Consider the following 19,339-nt stretch of genomic DNA (forward strand, 5'->3'; position numbering starts at 1 on the left):
GTGGGTCAGTAGTCGACCGCGTAGGCTCCCAGCAGGCTCTTCACCTCACCGTTGAACTCCGGGGAGATCCGCACCGAGTAGCGGTCCACGGCGTAGATCCTGGACCGAGCCGGGTTGTCCACCCGGATCCGCACCGGGGTCTCCCCCTTGTGCGTGGCCAGCACCTGGCGCAGGTCGCCGACCAGCTCGGGGGTCAGGCGCTTCTCGTCCACGGTCAGCAGCACCGGCGGCTCGCCCTCGGTGACGTGCGAGATGTCCAGGATCGACATCTCGGAGGCGAACATCGACCACGTGCCGTCCCGGTCGTTCAACCGGCCCTTGACGGTGACCGCGGTGTCCTCCAGCAGGGCCTCCACGTACAGCGGGTAGGTCTTGGGGAAGAACAGCACCTCCATCGAGGCGTCCAGGTCCTCCACCGTGGCGATCGCCCACTGGTTGCCCGCCTTGTTGGTGCGCTTGTCCACCTTGGAGATCAGCCCGGCGATGCGCACCTCACCGCGCTCGCGGGCCATCTCACCGGCGACGACCTGCGCGATGGAGGTGTCGCGCGAGCGCGCCAGCACGCGCTCGGCACCGGCCAGCGGGTGGCTGGACACGTACAGGCCCAGCATCTCCCGTTCGAAGGCCAGCTTGGTCTTGCGGTCCCACTCCTCGTCACCCCAGTTGATGCTGAGGCCGACCGGGGGGGAGTCGTCCTCCTCCCCTCCGCCGAACAGGTCGAACTGGCCGTGCGCCTCCTGCTTCTTGGCACTGATCATGCCCTCGACCGCCGTCTCGTGGTGGCGGTACAGCTCGCGGCGCGGCTGGCCGAGGGAGTCGAAGGCCCCCGCCTTGACCAGCGACTCGATGACGCGCTTGTTGCAGGCCGCCAGTTCGATCTTGGACAGGAAGTCGGTGAAGGAGGTGTACCTGCCCTTCTCCGTGCGGGTCTTGATGATCGAGTTGACCACGTTGGCGCCGACGTTGCGGACCGCGCCCATGCCGAAGCGGATGTCCTGGCCGACCGGGGTGAAGCGCAGACCCGAATCGTTGACGTCGGGCGGGAGCACCTTGATGCCCTGTGTGCGGCACTCGGCCAGGTAGACCGCCATCTTGTCCTTGTCGTCGCTGACCGAGGTCAACAGAGCGGCCATGTACGCGGCGGGGTGATTGGCCTTGAGGTAGGCGGTCCAGTAGGAGACCAGCGCGTACCCGGCGGCGTGCGACTTGTTGAACGCGTACCCGGCGAAGGGGAGCATGACGTCCCACAGGGCCTGGACGGCCTCCTTGGAGAAGCCGCGCTCCATGGCGCCGGGGAAGAACTTGGCCTCCTCCTCCTCCAGGGCCTCTATCTTCTTCTTGCCCATGGCGCGGCGCATCAGGTCCGCGCCGCCCAGCGTGTACCCGGCCAGCTGCTGGGCGATGGCCATGATCTGCTCCTGGTAGACGAGCAGGTGGAAGGTCTCCCCCAGGATCGGATCCAGAGCCTCCCTGAGCTCCGGGTGGATCGGGGTGATCTCCTGGCGGCCGTTCGAGCGGTCGGCGTAGTCGTTGTGCGCGTTGGCGGCCATCGGACCGGGCCGGTACAGCGACAGCACGGCCGCGATGTCACCGAACTTCTTGGGCTCCATCCGCTTGAGCAGGTTGCGCATGGCGCCGCCGTCCAGCTGGAACACGCCCAGGGTGTCGCCGCGCGAGAGCAGCTGGTAGGTCTTCTTGTCGTCCAGGGGCAGCTTCCCCAGATCGATGTCGATCCCCTCGGACTCCTTGATGCTGTTGACCGCGTCGTCCATGATCGTCAGGTTGCGCAGGCCCAGGAAGTCCATCTTGAGCAGTCCCATGTCCTCGCACTGAGGGTAGGGAAAGCCGGTGATGATGGCGCCGTCGGTGTCGCGCTTGTGCAGCGGGATGACGTCGAGCAGGGGTTCCTTGGACAGGATGACGCCCGCGGCGTGCACGCCGGTGCCGCGGGTCAGGCCCTCGATACCGCGCGCGGTCTCCATGACCTTGTCGACCTGGGGGTCCTGCTCGGCGAGGCTGCGCAGCTCCGTGGTCTCGCCGTAGCGCTCGTGCTCGGAGTTGGACACCGCCTCGAGCGGGATCTCCTTGCCGCCCACCGCCGCGGGGAAGGCCTTGGTGATCTGGTCGCCCACCGAGTAGGGCATGCCGAGGATGCGGGCGGAGTCCTTGACCGCGGCCTTGGCCTTGATGGTGCCGAAGGTGAGGATCTGCGCGACGCGCTCGTCGCCGTAGAGCCTCGTGACGTACTCGATCATCTCCCCGCGCCGACGCTCGTCGAAGTCCAGGTCGACGTCGGGCATGGTGACGCGCTCGGGGTTGAGGAACCGCTCGAACAGCAGGCCGTGGTCCAAGGGGTCCAGGTCGGTGATGCCCAGCACGTAGGCGACCATCGATCCGGCCGCCGAACCGCGGCCCGGACCCAGCGCGATGCCCGCCTTGCGCGCGTACTGGCAGATGTCGGCGACCACCAGGAAGTAGGCGGGAAAGCCCATCTCGTTGATGATGCCCAGCTCGAACTCGACTCGCCCGCGGACGTCGTCACCGGCCCCGTCCGGGTAGCGCGTCGGGAGCAGCCGCTCGATCTCCTTCGCCAGCCACGAGGCCTGGGTCTCCCCCTCCGGCACCGGGTAGACGGGCATCAGGTCGCGGTGGGCGAAGACGTTGTCGTAGGCCCCCGGGTCGATGCGCTCGGCGACGAGCAGGGTGTTCCTGCACCCCTGCTGCCACTCGTCGAAGTTGAGGAGGCCGCGCATCTCGTCCGCGCTCTTGAGGTAGTAGCCCGAGCCGTTGAACCGGAACCGGGTGGGGTCGTCCAGGTTCTTGCCCACGCCCACCGCCAGCAGGGCGTCGTGCGCGGAGGCCTGGCTCTCGTAGACGTAGTGGGAGTCGTTGGTGACCAGCGGCGGGATGTTCAGCTCGCGGCCGACCCGGAGCAGGCCGTCGCGGACCTCCTTCTCGATGGGCACACCGTGGTCCATCAGTTCCAGGAAGACGTTGTCGCGGCCGAAGATGTCCTGGAGCTTGCCCGCGTACTCGATGGCCTCCTTCTCCTGGCCCAGCCGCAACCGTGTCTGCACACCGCCCGAAGGGCATCCGGTGGAGACGATGACGCCCTCGCTGTGCTCGGCCATCAGGTCCAGGTCCATGCGGGGCTTCATGTAGTAGCCCTCCATGGACGCCAGCGACGACATCCTGAAGAGGTTGCGCAGACCGGTCTCGTTCTCGGCCAGCATCGTCATGTGCAGGTAGCGTCCGCCACCGGAGATGTTCTTGCCGCCCTCGGCCGAGGCGTCGTCGGACCCGCCGGACCGCCCCCAGAAGACCCGCTTCTTGTGGAACCGCGACTCGGGTGCGACATAGGCCTCGATGCCGATGATCGGCTTGACGCCGGTCCCCTTGGACTGCTGGTAGAACTCGTACGCCCCGAACATGTTGCCGTGGTCGGTCATGGCGACCGCGGGCATGCCCAGCCTCGACGCCTCCTTGTACAGGGGCTTCAGCTTCGCGGCACCGTCGAGCATGGAGTACTCGGTGTGGACGTGCAGATGGGCGAAGGAGTCGGCCATGGGTGGAGTGCTCCCGAAGGGTGGACGGACGGGTGGTGTTTTCTGAGCTTACGACTTTCCCGGCCGTCCCGCTGACGCCTGTGGACGACCGGTCGGCACCGGGAAAGGCGCGCCGGGACGGGCCCTGGAGGCGCCTCCCGCGCCGTGGACCGTCAGGCTGAGCGGCGCTTGGGCCTGCTCACCCGGCGGTCCTCTGTCACCGCGTAGCCGGGCACGGACGGCCACCGGACCGTCAACACCACCGACTCCTCCTCCGCGACCCAGGAGTGGCCGGTTCCGCGGCCCCACACGACGTAGTCGCCCTGCTGCTCCAGGACGACGTCGCGGTCGGGGAGTTCGACTCGGAAGCGACCGCTGATGAGTACCAGGAGAGCTGTTCGGTGCTCGCCCCTCACCCACTGCGTCCTCTCGTCCCCACGCGGGTGGACGCCCCATTTGATCTCCACGGCCTCGCTGTGGCGGGGATCGCCGGGGTCCTTGAAGTGCCCGAGAAGCCACCCCCGGTCCAGCGCCGCGTCCTTGCCCGCACTGCCTACGTACACGCCGTCGTTCACGCGGCCGAACCTAGCAGTCGCTCCAGTGCCGAGGCCGCGCGGTCCGGCCGCACGGACACGGACGAACGCCGCTCAGTCGGTGCTCAGCCACAGGTCGGGACCGAACACCTCGTAGCGGACGAGGCCGGCGGGCACACCGGCCCCGAGCAGCTGGGCTCGCACGTCGCGCATGAACGGCAGCGGTCCGCACAGGTAGGCATCGGCTCCCTTGGGAACCTCCACCACGCTCAGGTCCATCCGCCCCCGGCCGTCGTCGCCGCCGGTCTCGTACCAGACCCGCGAGGTCGCGTTGGGAAGCGTCCCGACCAGGGCGCTGACCTCGTCCCGGTGGGCGTGGTCCCGCGGGCTGCGGTCGGCGTGCAGTACGAGGACCTCGCGTTCACTGCCCTGCTCGACGAGCCGGTTGAGCATGGCGACCATCGGTGTGCAGCCGATCCCGGCCGAGGCCATCACGACGGGGTGATCGCCCTCGGCCAGGGTCACGTCGCCCGCCGGGAGGGAGACCATGATGGTGTGGCCGGGGACGGCGGTGTCGTGCAACAGAGTGGAGACCTCGCCCGCGGGGGCCGTCCCGGCGCGCAGGCGCTTGACGGTGACGCGGCGGCGCCTGCCCTCCCCGCCGGTCAGGGAGTACTGGCGGGCCTGGTGGACACCGTCCGGCATACGCACGCGGACGCTGACGTACTGGCCCGGCCGGAAGTCGGGTACCTCGGCGCCGTCCTCGGGTTCGAGGGTGAGGGAGACGGTGTCGGGGGTCTGCACGCGGCGGTCGACGACCCGCCAGGGGCTCCAGACGTCGCGGCCGGTGTGCCCGCGCTCGGCGTACAGGCGGGCCTCCAGCGCGATGAGGGCCCCCGCCATGAGCCAGTAGACCTCGTCCCAGGCGCGGACGACGCCGGGCGCGGCCGCGTCCCCGAGGGTGCGGGAGATGGCGTCGAAGAGGTACTTGTGCACGATCACGTACTGGTCCTCGGTGACGCCGAGGGAGACGTGCTTGTGGGCGATGCGGGACAGAAGGGCGTCGGGCCGCTCGTCGGGGTGCTCGACGAGGAGGGTGGCGAAGGCGGCGATCGATCCGGCCAGGGCCCTGCGCTGCTCGCCGGAGGCCTGGTTGCCCCGGTTGAACACGCCGTCGAGGAGCTCGGGGCGTTCGCCGAGCATCGTGTCGTAGAACCGGGCGGTGATGGAGTCCAGGGCTTGGGCCACAACGGGGATCGTGGCCCGGATCGTGGCGGCGGACTCGGGCGAGAGCATGCGTCCTCCTTCGCGGGAAGGCTGTCCTGGAGAAAAATTGTCATCTGAAATGCATATTAAATCCGCCCACAGGAGCCCCCTGTCCGGGGTCCGTTATCCGTCGAAGCCGCAGGTGGAAGCGGTGCTCCCGGCCGCCTCTACCTCGGGCGCAGCAGGGCCAGGGCGTCCCGGGCGGGCGGTGCCACCAAGGACTCCACGGTGACGCCGTCGAGCGAGGAGTAGAAGGCCTCGCGCGCCTCGCGCAGAGCACCGCGCAGCCGGCAGGCGACGCGGAGCGGGCAGGGCGGATCGTCCTCACACCCGGCGAGGTCCTCCCCGCCCTCCAGCTCACGCACGATCGACCCGACCGACGCCCGCCTTCCCCCCTCGGACAGCCGCAGGCCGCCGTTGCGGCCGCGCCGGGTCTCCACCAGCCCCATGTCGGACAACCGGGCCACGGCCTTGGCCATGTGCGTGTAGGGCACGGAGAGCATCTCGGCGGCGGCCCTGGTGGTGAGGAGCTCGCCCTCCTCGGCGACCGCGAGCCGCATGACCAGCCGCAGTGAGACATCGGTGAAAGCGGTCAGACGCATGGACACAACGTAGGCGACCGGCTCCGGTGGCCGGTCACCGCGCCCGCCGCGGTCGGCGAAGCGAACCTCCCCTCCCCGTCCGGATCACGTGAGCCGCCGGAACCGTCCTTCCGTCGGACCGCGCCCGCCGGAGCCGTCCCCGGAGCGGTGGCCCCCGGCCTCGCGCGGCATCCAGATGAGGACCACGACCAGCCCGATCAGCCCGAAGCACAGGGACACTGTCGCCGCCGCGTGCAGACCGGACAGGAACGCCTCCTTGGCGGGGGCCACCAGAGGCCGGCCCTCCTCCCCCATCCGGCGGGCGACGGCCAGGGTCGCCTCGATCGACTCACCCGCCGAGCGAAGCTCGCCCGGGCCCAGCCCACCAGTGCCCTCTCCCCCGGCCGCCCTCTCCAGGGTCGGGGTGATCCCGGCCCGGTACCGGAAGGAGATGACCGCGCCCAGGACCGCGACGCCCATCGCCGTCCCCACTTGGCGGACCGTGTTCTGTACGGCGGAGGCGGCACCGGCCTTGCCGGGCGGCACCGACGACATGATCGCGTTGGTGGCGGGGGTCAGGACCACCGCCATCGCACTGGCCTGGAGGAAGAAGATCCCGATGATGAGCGGCAGCGGCGTGTCCACCCTCAACTGGGTGAAGAACACGAAGCACGAACACACGCCCAGCACACCGGCGGCGGCGACCACGCGCGGTCCCGCCCAGCGCACGAGCGTCGGGCTCAGCGGCGCCATGATCATCTGCCCCAGGGCGGCGGGCAGCACCAGCAGCCCCGCCACGAACGGGGAGAACTCCCGCACACTCTGCCAGTAGAAGCTCAGGAAGAAGATGATCCCGGCCATGCTGAAGAACAGCACCATGACGATGGCGATGGAGACGCTGAACCTCGGGTCGCGGAAGAAGCGCACGTCCAGGGAGGGGGCCGGGGTACGCGACTCGTGCACCAGGAAGAGCGCGAGCACGACCACGCCGCCGGCCAGGGCGCCGAACACGTCCCAGTCCGCCAGGGAGGCCCTCTCGCCCGCGGTGATGATGCCGTAGATGAGCAGTACCAGGCCCGGAACGGACAGCAGCACGCCCAGCACGTCCGGCCTCCCCGGGTTCTCGTCCCGCGAGTCCGGGATCAGGAAGAACATCAGCACCAGGCCCAGCACCACGAAGGGCACGTTGATGAGGAAGATCGAGCCCCACCAGAAGTTCTCCAGCAGCAGGCCGCCCGCCCATGGGCCGATGGCCATCGCCATCCCGACCGAGCCCGCCCAGATCCCGATGGCGCGTGCGCGCTGCTCGGACGGGAACACGTTCGTGATGATCGACAGGGTCTGCGGCATCACCATCGAAGCGCCGAACCCCATCACCGCGCGGGCACAGACGAGCTGTTCGGGGCTCTGTGAGTAGGCCGACAGCGCCGAGGCCGTGCCGAACACCGTCAGTCCCAGCATGAGCAGGCGGCGGCGTCCCCACCGGTCACCGAGCACGCCGAAGGTGAACAGCAGTCCGGCGAAGACCAGCGTGTAGGAGTTGATCGCCCAGGCCAGCTGCGACTGGCTGGCTCCCAGACCCATCTCGGGGTCGGACAGCACCCGCAGCGCCACGTTGAGGATCGTGTTGTCGGCGACGATCACCAGCAAGCAGATGACCAGCACCGCGAGCCCGCCCCACCTGCGCCGATAAGCCGTCTGCGCGTCCACCAACCACCTCCGCCGCCGAGTCACACACACGGAGGACCGGTCCGTACCCACGACGGCGCCGTCGGTGCGTTCCCGGTGGCGCGGACGGTGCGACGGTTCCCCCTGGCTCTGTGTTCCCAGAGCTACCCGGAAACATCCGGTGGCGCAATCCGGTTGCATCCCGAAGGAAGCGGTACGGGCGGAGGCATGCGATGATTCTTGCGTGCGGTGGCGGGCCCTCCGCCGCCCGGCGCCGGGCTCCGCTCCCGCACACGTTCGGTCCCCCTTCGGAGACCGCCCGCGGCCCGGGCCGCCCCGCGCGCGAGCGCGACGACACCATTCGTCCACACGTCCGGAGACACCCCCGAGGTGCTTCGAGACAACGGAGGAACACACATCATGAGCACCACAGGTAAGACCCCTGCCGCCCTGTACGGCGGGGTCACCAACCGGCGCGTCACGGTCCGCGACCTGGCCGCCGCCAAGGAGCGCGGCGAGCGCTGGCCGATGCTGACCGCCTACGACGCGCTCACCGCGCGGGTCTTCGACGAGGCCGGTATCCCGGTCCTGCTGGTCGGCGACTCGGCGGCCAACGTCGTCTACGGCTACGACACCACCGTTCCGGTCACGGTGGACGAACTGGTTCCGCTGACCGCGGCCGTGGCCCGTGCCACCCAGCGGGCGCTGGTCGTCGCGGACCTGCCGTTCGGCTCCTACCAGGCCTCGCCCCAACAGGCGCTGGAGTCGGCCTCCCGGTTCATGAAGGAGGGGCGGGCCCAGGCCGTGAAGCTGGAGGGCGGCCACACGGTGGCGCCCCAGGTAGAGCTGCTGGTCTCGGCGGGTGTGCCGGTGATGGCGCATCTCGGCCTGACCCCGCAGTCGGTGAACACCATGGGCGGCTACCGGGTGCAGGGACGCGGTGAGGCCGCCGCCGGGCTGCTCAAGGACGCCAAGGAGATGGAGCGCGCGGGCGCGTTCGCGGTGGTGCTGGAGTGCGTGCCCGCCGAACTGGCCGCGCAGGTGACCGAGCAGCTGTCCATCCCGACCGTGGGCATCGGCGCCGGTCCGTCCACGGACGCCCAGGTGCTGGTGTGGCAGGACATGGCCGGGCTGAGCCCGCGTGTGGCCAAGTTCGTCAAGACCTACGCCAACCTGAACGAGACGCTGCGCGAGGCGGCTTCGTCCTACGCTGACGAGGTCGTCAACGGGGCGTTCCCGGAGGAGCGCCACTCCTACACCGGCTGACGGCCACCGTGACCGTCGCCTGACGGCGGTGACCGCGCGGACCGCCGGTCGGGGCCAGCCCCGGCCGGCGGTTTCCCGTGTGCGGGCGCCACGGTGTGAGCCGGACAACGAACCGAACCGTACTCGGGAGTAGAGTCACACCGTATCCAGCGCCTAAGGGGCCGGGGGCCGGCCCTCCCGGGAGGACAGATGCGCATTTCGATGCCGCTCCAGTACGCGGGCGAGCCCAAGGCCGCCGTCGACCAGGTGGTCGAACTGGAAAAGGCCGGACTGGACACCGTGTGGGTCGCCGAGGCCTACGGGTTCGACAGCCCCACCCTGATGGGCTATATCGCGGCCCGCACCGAGACCGTGGCGATCGGCTCGGCCATCCTGCCGCTGTACAGCCGAACCCCCGCCCTCATCGCGATGACCGCCGCCGGGCTGGACGACCTGTCCGACGGGCGCGCCATCCTCGGCCTGGGCGCCAGCGGACCACAGGTCATCGAGGGCTTCCACGGCGTTCCCTACGCCAAACCGGTCGCGCGCACCCGGGAGACCATCGAGATCTGCCGCAAGGTCTGGGCACGCGAGGACCGCCTCACCCATGACGGCACCGTCTTCCAGCTGCCCCTGCCCCCGGAGCGGGGCACCGGCCTGGGCAAGCCGCTCAAGATCATCAACCACCCCGCGCGCCCCGACATCCCGATCTACGTGGCGTCGCTGGGCACCAAGAACGTGGCGATGACCGCCGAGATCGCCAGCGGCTGGCTGCCGCACCTGTTCATTCCGGAGAAGGCCGACACGGTGTGGGGTGAGGCGCTGGCCGAGGGCAGGGCCAAGCGGGACCCCTCCCTGGGCGAGCTGGAGGTCTCCGCTGGTGGGCTGCTCGCCATCGGCGAGGGCGAGGACACCAAGAAGCTGCTCGACTTCGTTCGGCCGATGATCGCCCTGTACGTCGGCGGCATGGGGGCCAAGGGCAAGAACTTCTACAACACGGTCGCGCGCCGCTACGGCTACGAGGAGGCGGCGGAGAAGATCCAGGACCTGTACCTGGACGGGAAGAAGGACGAGGCCGCGGCGGCCGTGCCCGAGGAGTTCGTGGAACTGACCAACATGGTCGGCCCCGAGTCCTACGTACGCGAGCGGGTGGAGGCCTTCCGCGACGCCGGGGTCACCCAGCTCAACGTGACCCCGATGGGCCAGGACCCGGCCGCGCTGATCGGGAAGGTGAAGGACTGGGTGTCCTGACCCCCGTACCGGAGGGACCGGCGGCTCCGCCTCTGCGCGCGGGGCCGCCTCGCAGTTCCGGGATCCCTCACCACCCATAGCGACGGATCGTCGCGGGGAGCTCACGCGAAAGCCCTCATTCCCGACCCGCACGCGGTCATCACATAAGGACCCCCGCCCGCGAAGAATGGAACGGAGTGCCATTCCAAAGGCCTCCTAATACCCCGCCCACTCGATAGGAAAAGTGCGCTTCCCGCACAGACACCCTTTCGGACTCCGCCACGCAGAGTGAAATTCCGGGAAGCTCCGAGAGCACCCAAACGCACGTTCGTGACCGGCGACACACGAGAGATCCTCCGCGTCGCACGCCCGCGACGGCCCCGGGGGCCGGAGCGACCCCGGATCCAGCGCCGCCGGGCCACGAAATCGCAGACCGGCGCCTCGCCTCCCGCACCGACAGTTCCAGCGGCGGTAAACAACCGATCATGGGGCTAATGGGGGAGGAAACCTTCACCCGAGCACCACGATTCGACAGAAAAATTCTTTCGACCGCAAACCCCCACCACAGGGCGCGTCATATACACAAAGTAATCAATTAGCAGCAAACCGTTGAATTAACATGTATTAAGTCATGTCTTACCCCCAGACGAGCACGGAGAACGCATGACTTCACCGCACGGACGGCCGCGGGCCGTCGCGATGGCCGTCGCTACCGCCGTCGCCGCGGTCGCGACGACGGCCGCCGCCTCCGCCCCGGCACGGGCCGACGCCGAGCAGCACTGCATAGCCGACCTCGGTCACGGGCGGACACAGTGCTTCGCCACCTTCGACGAGGCGATCACGGCCGCCGAGGAACGGACAGGCCGGACCCTCGAGGAGCAGCAACGGGCTCTGGACGGCGCCCACCCCTCCCTCCTGGCCGCCGACTTCAACGTCATCATCGGCACGTACTTCGAGCACGAGAACTACGGCGGCGCGACCTTCACCGTCTACGGCGACAACACGTGCCAGGGAGACGACGGCACCGACTTCTGGTTCACCTTCCCGTCCGAGTGGCAGAACACCATCAGCTCGGCGCAGCCGTGGGCCAGGTGCGCCCTGTGGCTGCACTCGGACGCGGACGGCACCGGTGACCGCGACGGCCCCTACCGCGAGAACACCCCATACGTCGGCGACTACATGAACGACCGCACCGTCTCCACCACCCTGGGCTGAACCCCGCTTTTCCCCTGCCCCCGCTCGAAGGGAAAACCGACATGAAACGCACGTACGCCGTGCTCTGCGCCGCCGCCGTCGCCGTGGCCGGCACGATCGCGGGCCCCCCGGCCGCCGCGTACGCCGACCACGAGGGATCGCCCACCGTCCGCGAACTGCTGGAGCTGTGCGACACGGCCACGGACACCTGTGTGTTCCATCCCGGTGGAGAGCGCGAACTGTTCTCCACCGAGGGCCGCGTCGTCGGCTCCGAGGTGTTCAACTGCACCTCCGGACGCCAGGACATGGCCGTGTCGTGGTCCGACACCACGTCCCAGAGCAACAGCGTGGGCCTGGCCCTGACCACCGAGGCCGGGTTCGGCAAGGTCTTCTCCGTGTCCTACGAGCAGTCCTTCCAGCACACCTGGACGACGTCGCACACCGAGTCGCAGACCACCTTCGTCAACACCGCCCCCGGCGAGGTGGGCTGGGTCGAGCGGCGTCCCCAGATGCAGCGCGTGCACGGCACCTACGAACTGCACTTCTCCGACCGCCGGTGGGGCCACTACATCTGGTACGCCCCCTTCACCGCCGAGGGGCCCGTCCCCGACTCCGCCGACGACGTCATCACGCAGAACGTACGCCCGATGACCGACGCCGAGAGGGCCGCGTGCCCGTGATCCACGACCTCACGAAAGGCAGAGCGATGAGAACCCTCGTAGCGGGCGCCGCGGCGGGCCTGGCTGCGGCCCTGGTGCTGTCCCCCGCACCGGCCTCGGCCGACCACGAAGGCACCCCGACCGTCAGGGAACTGCTGGAGAGGTGCGGCGAGAGCACCGACCTGTGCGAGTTCCACCCCTCAGGTGAGCCGGAGCTGTTCCAGAACACCTCAGAGGCGGTCGGCTCCCCCGTCTACAACTGCACCGACCATGAACAGGCCTCCATGGTGGAGTGGTCCAAGACCACGGGCGAGTCCAACAGCGTGAACCTGTCCATGACGGCGACGTTCGGTGTGATCTTCAAGCAGAGCTTCACCCTCTCCTACGGTCACGAGTGGAGTTCGTCCCACACCCAGAGCCAGCGGACGCGGGTCACCGCCCAGCCGGGCGAGGTGGCCCGCGTGTACTACGGTCCCAGGATGCAGCGCGTGCACGGCACCTACGAACTGCACTTCTCCGACCGCCAGTGGGGCCACTACATCTGGTACGCCCCCTTCACCGCCGAAGGGCCCGCCGACGACCAGGGCAGCACCATCACCCAGTCCACGAGACGGATGACGGACGGGGAGCGCGCGGCCTACTGCGGCTGACCGCGGCCTCCCGCACGCACGGCGCCGGTCCCGGGCCGGGACCGGCGCCGTGCGAACTCCCGCCGCGCGGCCCCGCGGCGAACGGACACCGGCTACAGGCCGGTGATCCGGATGCCCGCGTGGGTCTTGTAACGGCGGTTGACCGCGATGAGGTTGGCGGTCAGGGCCTCGACCTGGTGGGCGTTGCGCAGACGCCCGCCGAAGACACCGCGCACACCGGGGATGCGTCCGGCCAGGGCGCGCACCACGTCGGTGGCCGCGCGGTCCTCGCCCAGCACCAGGACGTCCAGGTCCACCTCCTCCGCCTCCGGGTCCAGCAGCACCACCGCGGACACGTGGTGGAAGGCGGCCGTGACGCGGCTGTCCGGCAGTACCTCGGCGGCCTGCTGGGCGGCGCTGCCCTCGGCGACGTCGAGTGCGTAGGGGCCCTTCTTGTCGAACCCGAGCGGGTTCACGCAGTCCACGACGATCTTGCCCGCCAGCGGTTCGGCCAGGCCCTCCAGCAGCTCCTTGTGCCCGTCCCAGGGCACGGCGACGATGACGATGTCGCCCGCGTCCGCGGCCGCGGTGTTGTCCAGCCCGCGCACGTCGATCGGGGCGGACTCGCCCTCCACCAGGTCCCGGGCGGCCTTCTCGGCGCGCTCGGCGCTGCGCGAGCCGAGGTGCACGGTGTGCCCGGCCAGGGCGAACCTGCGGGCCAGACCGCGCCCCTGGTCACCGGTCCCGCCCAGGACGGCGACGGTCATCTCGGCGACGTCCGCGCCTTCGGGTGTGCTCTGTTCAGTCATGCGTCGATCCTGTCAGAGGCACCGGCGCTGAGGAGGCACCGGCAGGGCCCCTGCCCGCCCGGAGCCGGGCCGCCGGGGAAGGCGGGTCACAGTTCCTCCTCCTCCTCGGAGAGGTCCCACGCCTCGTTGCGCTCGGCGGCGATGGTCAGCGCGCTGGCGGCCGTGGCCTCGTCCGGATAGGGGCCCATGCGCACCTTGTTGGGGCAGCCCGGCCCGTGCTCCACCCGCTTGTGTTTGAGGCAGTACCACCACTTGTCGTCCTGCGCCATGTCCTCGCTCACCCTCACTCCCTTCCTTCCGGGCCCTGCCCGTGGTGGGAACGCGTTCTTCCGTGCGACCTACCCAGACCAGGTGCTTCCTCACACTCTCCCGTGGAGGGTCCCACGCAGGCCCGGCGGTCCCGCTCGCGAACTACAATCAGTGTTCATGACTACTCCGCTGGTTCCTGGGCGAATCTCGCCACCACGTTCGGTTCCCTCCCACATCGCCCGGCCGGAGTATGTCGGTCGCAAGCACCCCGAGGAGGGCGTCCTCGGCGACGTGCAGACCCCCGAGACCATCGAGCGGATACGGGTGGCCGGGCGGATCGCGGCACAGGCCCTGGAAGAGGTCGGCAAGCACATCGAGCCCGGGGTGACCACGGACGAGCTGGACCGGGTCGGCCACGAGTTCCTGCTCGACCACGGCGCCTACCCCAGCCCGCTGGGCTACAGGGGTTACCCGAAGTCGCTGTGCTCCTCGCTCAACGAAGTGATCTGCCACGGCATCCCTGACGACACGGTGGTCTCCGACGGCGACATCGTCAACATCGACATCACCGCCTACAAGGACGGCGCGCACGGCGACACCAACGCCACCTTCCTGGCCGGGAACGTCACCGAGGAGCACCGCCTCCTGGTCGAGCGGACCCGTGAGGCGACCATGCGCGCGATCAAGGCGTGCCGTCCGGGCCGCCAGATCAACGTGATCGGCCGGGTCATCGAGTCCTACGCCAAGCGCTTCGGATACGGAGTGGTCCGCGACTTCACCGGCCACGGTGTGGGACTGGAGTTCCACTCGGGCCTGGTGGTTCCGCACTACGACGACCCCCGTACGGACACCGTCATGGTGCCGGGGATGACCTTCACGATCGAGCCGATGATCACGCTCGGCAGCGTGGAGTACGACATGTGGGACGACGGCTGGACCGCCGTGACGGCCGACCGCAAGTGGACCGCCCAGTTCGAGCACACCCTGGTCATCACCGAATCCGGCGCGGAGATCCTCACCCTGCCTTAGGGAGTGTTCACCGGATGCCCTCGTCTCCGTCGGCGTGGCCGGCACCCCGCCACTCCGTGAGCGGGGCGCGTGGGAGGGCTTCGGCCCTCACCACGCCGGATCCCGGCGACCCGCCGGGGAAGGACGGCCCCGGCCACTGGATGACCGGCGGGCCAGAGCATAGGGTCTTGCGAGTGAAGATCCTCATCTCCGCCGACATGGAGGGCGCCACGGGCGTCACCTGGCCCGCCGACGTCGAGCCCGGCACCGAGCAGTGGCAGCGCTGCCGGGCCATGTTCACCAGCGACGTCAACGCCGCGATCGAGGGGCTGTTCGAGGGCGGTGCCACCGAGGTCCTGGTCAACGAGGCGCACTCGACCATGCGCAACCTCCTGCTGGAGGAGCTGAACGGCGACGCCGCCATGATCACCGGACGGCACAAGGAGCTGTCCATGGTCGAGGGCGTCCAGTCCGGCGAATGCGACGGCGCGGTGTTCCTCGGCTACCACTGCGGCGCCGGGGACGAGGGCGTACTCGCGCACACCTACCTGCCCAACGCGGTGACCGGCGTGTGGCTGGACGGCGAACCCGCCAGCGAAGGCCGCCTCAACTCCGCCGTGGTCTCCGAGTACGGTGTTCCCGTCATCCTGGTGACCGGGGACGACCGCGCCTGCGAGGACGCCGCCTCCTACGCCCCGTTCGCGCGAACGGTCGCGGTCAAGGACCACGTCAGCCGGTACGCGGCCCGCTGCCGTCCCCCGATCAGTACGGCGCGGGACATCCGGGCCGGAGCCCGCGCCGCCATGCTGCTGGCCGGGCACCTGGACCCCGCCGAGCCGAGTCCCAGGATCGTGGAGGTCGAGGTCGACTCCGCCCAGCTCGCCCAGGCCGCCGCCATCGTCCCCGGTGTCACCCGTATCGGGGTGCGCAGGGTCCGCTACACCTCCCCGGACGCCTACGAGATGATCCGCTGCTTCAAGGCCGTGACCACGCTCATCTCCAACGCCATGGAAGCCGACTACGGCTGAACCACGGCGCCCGGCAGGGTGGAGGCGACCGCTCGGTGGCGACCGCCACCGGCCCCGGACGTCGGAGCGCTCCCGTGTCAAAAGCGGTAAAACTGTGCTGGGGAGCACCGCACCACCACCAGCCGCTACGCTCCCCATCCGTCCCTGAAACCCTGTAGCCGAGAGCGAGGCCGCGCACGTGGGCCACACCGCCACCTCCTTCCCCAATCGAACCGACGGCCTCACCGCGGCCGGGGAGGACGCCGTACGCCTGGCTCGCGGTCTCATCCGCCGCGACTCCACCAACCGCGGAGGCGGAGAGGGTGACGAACGCGCCGCCGCCGGGTACGCCGCCGAGGCGCTCAGCGACGCCGGACTGGCTCCCCAGATCCTGGAGTCGGCTCCCCGGCGCGCGAACGTGGTCGCGCGCGTCCCCGGCGCCGACCCCGCCGCGCCCGCGCTGCTGGTGCACGGTCACCTGGACGTGGTGCCCGCCAACGCGGCCGACTGGACGGTGCCGCCCTTCGCCGGGGAGATCGCCGACTGCCCCGTCACCGGCGCACCGTCCCTGTGGGGGCGCGGGGCGGTGGACATGAAGAACTCCATCGCCATGGTCACCGCCGTCGTGCGCTACTGGGCCCGACACGGCCTGCGGCCCCGGCGGGACATCGTGCTGGCGTTCGTCGCCGACGAGGAGGACAGCGCCGCCTACGGCGCCGACTACCTTGTCCGCGAGCACCCCGGCCTGTTCGAGGGCTGCACCACCGCGATCGGCGAGGGCGGCGGGGAGACCATCCACGCCCGCACCGCCTCCGGTGAGCCGGTGCGCCTGTACCCGATAGGCGCGGCCGAGCGCGGCAGCGCCTGGCTGACCCTGCGTTCCCGGGGCACGGCCGGGCACGGGTCCCGGCCTCCGGCCGACAACGCGGTCGGTACCCTGGCTGCGGCCATCGCCCGGATCGACCGCCACGAGTGGCCGCTGTACCAGACCCCCGTCACACGGGCCTCTATCGACGCGATCGCCGCCGCGCTGGAGGTCGAGCGCGTCCCCGGCGACACCAGCACGGCCGAGGCGTTGGCCGCCCTGATGGAGAAACTGGGGACGGCCGCGCCGTTGATCGGCCCGACCACCCGCAACGGCGCGACGCCCACCATGCTCTCGGCCGGGTACAAGGTGAACGTGGTGCCCGGAGAGGCCACCGCGAGCGTGGACGGCCGGGTGCTGCCCGATGGTGAGGAGCAGTTCGCCACCACCATGGACGAGCTCACCGGTGACCATGTGACCTGGGAGTACGCGCACAGTTCGCCACCAGTGACCGCCCCCGTGGACTCCTCCGCCTTCGCGGCTCTGCGCGAGGCCCTGCTGTCCCACGACCCCGATGCCCACGTGGTGCCCGTGTGCCTGGCCGGGGGCACGGACGCCAAGGTGTTCACCCGGCTCGGCATCGAGTGCTACGGCTTCTCCCCTCTGATGCAGCCCGAGGGGCTGGACTACACGAACCTGCTGCACGGCGTGGACGAGCGGGTACCGCTGGAGGGGCTGCGCTCCGGCGTACGTGTTCTGGACGCGTTCCTGCGCGCCTGAGCGGCCCGGTCCCCGGTCGACTGGAAAACTGGGCCCCGACGGGCCGAGCGGTGGATGCGGGATCCGTTCAGGGAACACGGATGACCATGGAGGTCGAAGCGTGGGAGAGGCGATGACCGAGGTGGTGGACGCGGCGGCGCGGCCCCCGGCTCCACGGGGTGTGCGCGAGCTGGTCCGGCCGCCACGGCTGCGGAAGGGTGACCGGGTACGGCTGGTCGCCCCGTGCAGCCCCGTCCCGGCGGAGCCGCTGGAGGCGGCGGTGGGAGTGCTGCGCGGCTGGGGGCTGGAGGTGGAACTGGCCCCACACGTGCGCGAGCGGCACCTGCGGCTGCCCTACCTGGCCGGGGCGGACACCACGCGGGCCGCCGACCTCCAGGCGGCCTGGTGTGATCCGGACGTGGACGCGGTGTTCTGCGTGCGCGGCGGCGACGGGGCGCACCGGACACTGGACCTGTTGGACTTCGACGCGATGCGCGGGGCCGCCCCCAAGGCACTGATCGGGTTCAGTGACATCACCGCGCTGCACGAGGCGTTCGCGGTGGAGCTCGGGGTGGCCACGGTGCATGGGCCGGTGGTCGGCACCCGCTACTTCGTGGGCGACGCGACGGCCCAGGAGGAGCTGCACACCACGCTGTTCCACCCCGAGCGGCGGATCCTGCTGTCCTCGCCGGGCGCGCACGCGCTGGTGCCGGGCCAGGCCGAGGGCGTGACCTTCGGCGGGAACCTGAGTCTGCTCAACGACGGCCTGGCCACTCCGCACAGCCGCCCGTCGGCGTCGGGGGGCATCCTGCTGCTGGAGGACATCGGCGAGGACGTGGCCCGGCTCGACCGGATGCTCACCCACCTGTTGCGCACGGGGTGGCTGGACGGGGTGGCCGGCGTGGCCCTGGGCACGTGGACCGACTGCCCGCCCGACCCGGGGGTGGTCGCCGAGCTGATGCGCGACCGTCTGGAGCCGCTGGGGGTGCCGGTGCTGTGGGGTCTGGAGTTCGGGCACTGCGCTGCCCAGCTCACCATCCCGTTGGGCGTCCCGGCGCTGCTCGACACCGACGACGGCATCCTGGAGCTGGCCGCTTCGGGCCTGGCCTGAGACCCGCCACCCGCCCGTGGGCGCCGGTGTCCGCCCTCAGGTGCGGCCGCGGCCGGACAGATGGCCCCGCAGCGCCTCCGACAACGCGCCGACCAGCGTTGAGCCGAGATCGCCCGACCGGGATCGGGCAGCCTGGCGGCCGGAGTCCAGGCACCACTTCCAGAGCTGGTCCAGGCGCCCGGGGTCGGGTGTCTCCTCCGGGTGGCGGACCGTCTCCACCGGCCAGTCCCAGACCCTGCCCTGGGCCGCGACCTTGGCGCCGCCCACGACGGGGTCCACCGCCACGGCGGGTACCCCGTTGCGCAGGGCCAGCACCAGTCCGTGCAGGCGGGTGGTCACCATCAGGTCCATCCGGCGCACCAGGGCGTCGAACTGGTGCGGGGCGGCGCAGTGCAGCCAGTCGGCCGTGTCCAGCCGGGTGTCAACGGGCACGCGCGCGCAGTCCTTGGCCACGAGCCACCCCTCCAGGGCCTGATGCACCCCCGCGTGGGCCGACCGGCCCCGGTACTCGCTCTGGCCGGGCGCGGTGGCCACGCCCACGACCGGCACCGGAAAGCGCGCGGGGGCGCCCGCGGCGAGGTCGCGCCGCGGTTCATCCCCCGCCCCGTCGCGGGCCAGCACGGTGTGGAAGCCGAGGAAGGCCGGGGACCGGGTGTCGGTCACCGACACCCCGACCGCGATCCGCTGACAGGACTCGAAGGTCCGGTGGAGCTCCTCGACCTGACGCCCGCTGACCGGACCGCACACGAAGACCAGGTGCGTATAGGCGGCCGGGTCCACATCGCCGAAGGACGGCCCGACAGAGCGAAAATTGGGGCTCCACACGGTGTCGTGGGCGATACCCTCCCCCCGCAGCGCGGCCGAGACCGTCTCCACCGCCCCGACGTCGCCCGCCGTGGCCTCCCCGTCCGCGAACGAGAACCATCCGGCCAGGAGCACTCGTGTCCGGGTGTCCAGCTCCTCGGGCTCGCTCTGGTCCACGGTCTCTTCTCCCTCTCCCCCGGCTGCGGCGCTCCCGCTCCCTCCGTCCACGCGGAGCAC

The 19,339-nt window shown here is 70.4% G+C and carries 17 protein-coding genes; 9 read left to right on the forward strand and 8 right to left on the reverse strand.

The genetic code is table 11. From position 1 onward, the window contains the following. Positions 1–5 precede the first annotated feature (5 nt). The 5 genes from dnaE to AC0T5L_RS19520 all read right to left on the reverse strand — a co-directional run bounded on the left by dnaE (position 6) and on the right by AC0T5L_RS19520 (position 7,635). Positions 6–3,566: a DNA polymerase III subunit alpha gene (gene dnaE / locus AC0T5L_RS19500; RefSeq protein ID WP_476166883.1), complete on the reverse strand. Its 3,561-nt coding sequence runs from the start codon at positions 3,564–3,566 to the stop codon at positions 6–8. A gap of 152 nt (positions 3,567–3,718) precedes the next feature. Next, positions 3,719–4,120, reverse strand: a complete 402-nt coding sequence (locus AC0T5L_RS19505) for a cupin domain-containing protein (RefSeq protein ID WP_476166884.1) — start codon at positions 4,118–4,120, stop codon at positions 3,719–3,721. A gap of 72 nt (positions 4,121–4,192) precedes the next feature. Then, positions 4,193–5,374: an NO-inducible flavohemoprotein gene (locus AC0T5L_RS19510; RefSeq protein WP_476166885.1), complete on the reverse strand. Its 1,182-nt coding sequence runs from the start codon at positions 5,372–5,374 to the stop codon at positions 4,193–4,195. 137 nt (positions 5,375–5,511) lie between these two features. After that, on the reverse strand, positions 5,512–5,946 hold the full coding sequence (locus AC0T5L_RS19515; RefSeq protein WP_476166886.1) for an RrF2 family transcriptional regulator: 435 nt from the start codon (positions 5,944–5,946) through the stop codon (positions 5,512–5,514). A gap of 84 nt (positions 5,947–6,030) precedes the next feature. Then, positions 6,031–7,635: an MFS transporter gene (locus tag AC0T5L_RS19520; protein ID WP_476166887.1), complete on the reverse strand. Its 1,605-nt coding sequence runs from the start codon at positions 7,633–7,635 to the stop codon at positions 6,031–6,033. A 378-nt stretch (positions 7,636–8,013) separates the two neighbouring features. Here AC0T5L_RS19520 and panB point away from each other — a divergent pair, with 378 nt between their 5' ends. From panB to AC0T5L_RS19545, 5 genes are all read left to right on the forward strand, one after another. After that, positions 8,014–8,859 carry a 3-methyl-2-oxobutanoate hydroxymethyltransferase gene (gene panB, locus AC0T5L_RS19525; RefSeq protein ID WP_476166888.1) on the forward strand — a complete coding sequence of 282 codons (846 nt, stop codon included), beginning with the start codon at positions 8,014–8,016 and terminating at the stop codon, positions 8,857–8,859. Between the two features lie 189 nt (positions 8,860–9,048). Further along, the gene (locus tag AC0T5L_RS19530; protein WP_476166889.1) at positions 9,049–10,089 is read left to right on the forward strand and encodes an LLM class F420-dependent oxidoreductase; all 1,041 of its coding nucleotides are present in this window, start codon (positions 9,049–9,051) and stop codon (positions 10,087–10,089) included. A 642-nt stretch (positions 10,090–10,731) separates the two neighbouring features. Beyond that, positions 10,732–11,283, forward strand: a complete 552-nt coding sequence (locus tag AC0T5L_RS19535; protein ID WP_476166890.1) for a hypothetical protein — start codon at positions 10,732–10,734, stop codon at positions 11,281–11,283. A 41-nt stretch (positions 11,284–11,324) separates the two neighbouring features. Next, positions 11,325–11,942: a hypothetical protein gene (locus AC0T5L_RS19540; RefSeq protein ID WP_476166891.1), complete on the forward strand. Its 618-nt coding sequence runs from the start codon at positions 11,325–11,327 to the stop codon at positions 11,940–11,942. Between the two features lie 26 nt (positions 11,943–11,968). Continuing rightward, positions 11,969–12,571 (forward strand): hypothetical protein, encoded by a 603-nt coding sequence (locus tag AC0T5L_RS19545; RefSeq protein ID WP_476166892.1) that lies wholly within the window; start codon positions 11,969–11,971, stop codon positions 12,569–12,571. A gap of 92 nt (positions 12,572–12,663) precedes the next feature. Here AC0T5L_RS19545 and npdG read toward each other — a convergent pair whose 3' ends face one another. Further along, complete coding sequence (gene npdG / locus AC0T5L_RS19550; RefSeq protein ID WP_476166893.1) at positions 12,664–13,359, reverse strand: NADPH-dependent F420 reductase; 696 nt, start codon at positions 13,357–13,359, stop codon at positions 12,664–12,666. Between the two features lie 86 nt (positions 13,360–13,445). Beyond that, positions 13,446–13,640, reverse strand: a complete 195-nt coding sequence (locus tag AC0T5L_RS19555; RefSeq protein WP_476166894.1) for a hypothetical protein — start codon at positions 13,638–13,640, stop codon at positions 13,446–13,448. Positions 13,641–13,785: 145 nt separating this feature from the next. Between AC0T5L_RS19555 and map the strand changes: the two genes are divergently transcribed. The 4 genes from map to AC0T5L_RS19575 all read left to right on the forward strand — a co-directional run bounded on the left by map (position 13,786) and on the right by AC0T5L_RS19575 (position 18,298). Beyond that, positions 13,786–14,637, forward strand: coding sequence for a type I methionyl aminopeptidase (gene map, locus AC0T5L_RS19560; protein ID WP_476166895.1), 852 nt, complete (start codon positions 13,786–13,788; stop codon positions 14,635–14,637). A gap of 173 nt (positions 14,638–14,810) precedes the next feature. Continuing rightward, entirely contained in the window at positions 14,811–15,644 is an 834-nt protein-coding gene (locus AC0T5L_RS19565; protein ID WP_476166955.1) for a M55 family metallopeptidase, read from the forward strand. A 178-nt stretch (positions 15,645–15,822) separates the two neighbouring features. Further along, entirely contained in the window at positions 15,823–17,208 is a 1,386-nt protein-coding gene (locus AC0T5L_RS19570; RefSeq protein WP_476166896.1) for a M20/M25/M40 family metallo-hydrolase, read from the forward strand. Between the two features lie 112 nt (positions 17,209–17,320). Beyond that, positions 17,321–18,298 carry a S66 peptidase family protein gene (locus AC0T5L_RS19575; RefSeq protein ID WP_476166956.1) on the forward strand — a complete coding sequence of 326 codons (978 nt, stop codon included), beginning with the start codon at positions 17,321–17,323 and terminating at the stop codon, positions 18,296–18,298. Between the two features lie 36 nt (positions 18,299–18,334). Here AC0T5L_RS19575 and AC0T5L_RS19580 read toward each other — a convergent pair whose 3' ends face one another. Then, positions 18,335–19,279, reverse strand: a complete 945-nt coding sequence (locus AC0T5L_RS19580; protein ID WP_476166897.1) for a polysaccharide pyruvyl transferase family protein — start codon at positions 19,277–19,279, stop codon at positions 18,335–18,337. Positions 19,280–19,339: the final 60 nt, after the last annotated feature.

It is taken from the genome of Nocardiopsis sp. TRM 82005 (assembly GCF_056312425.1).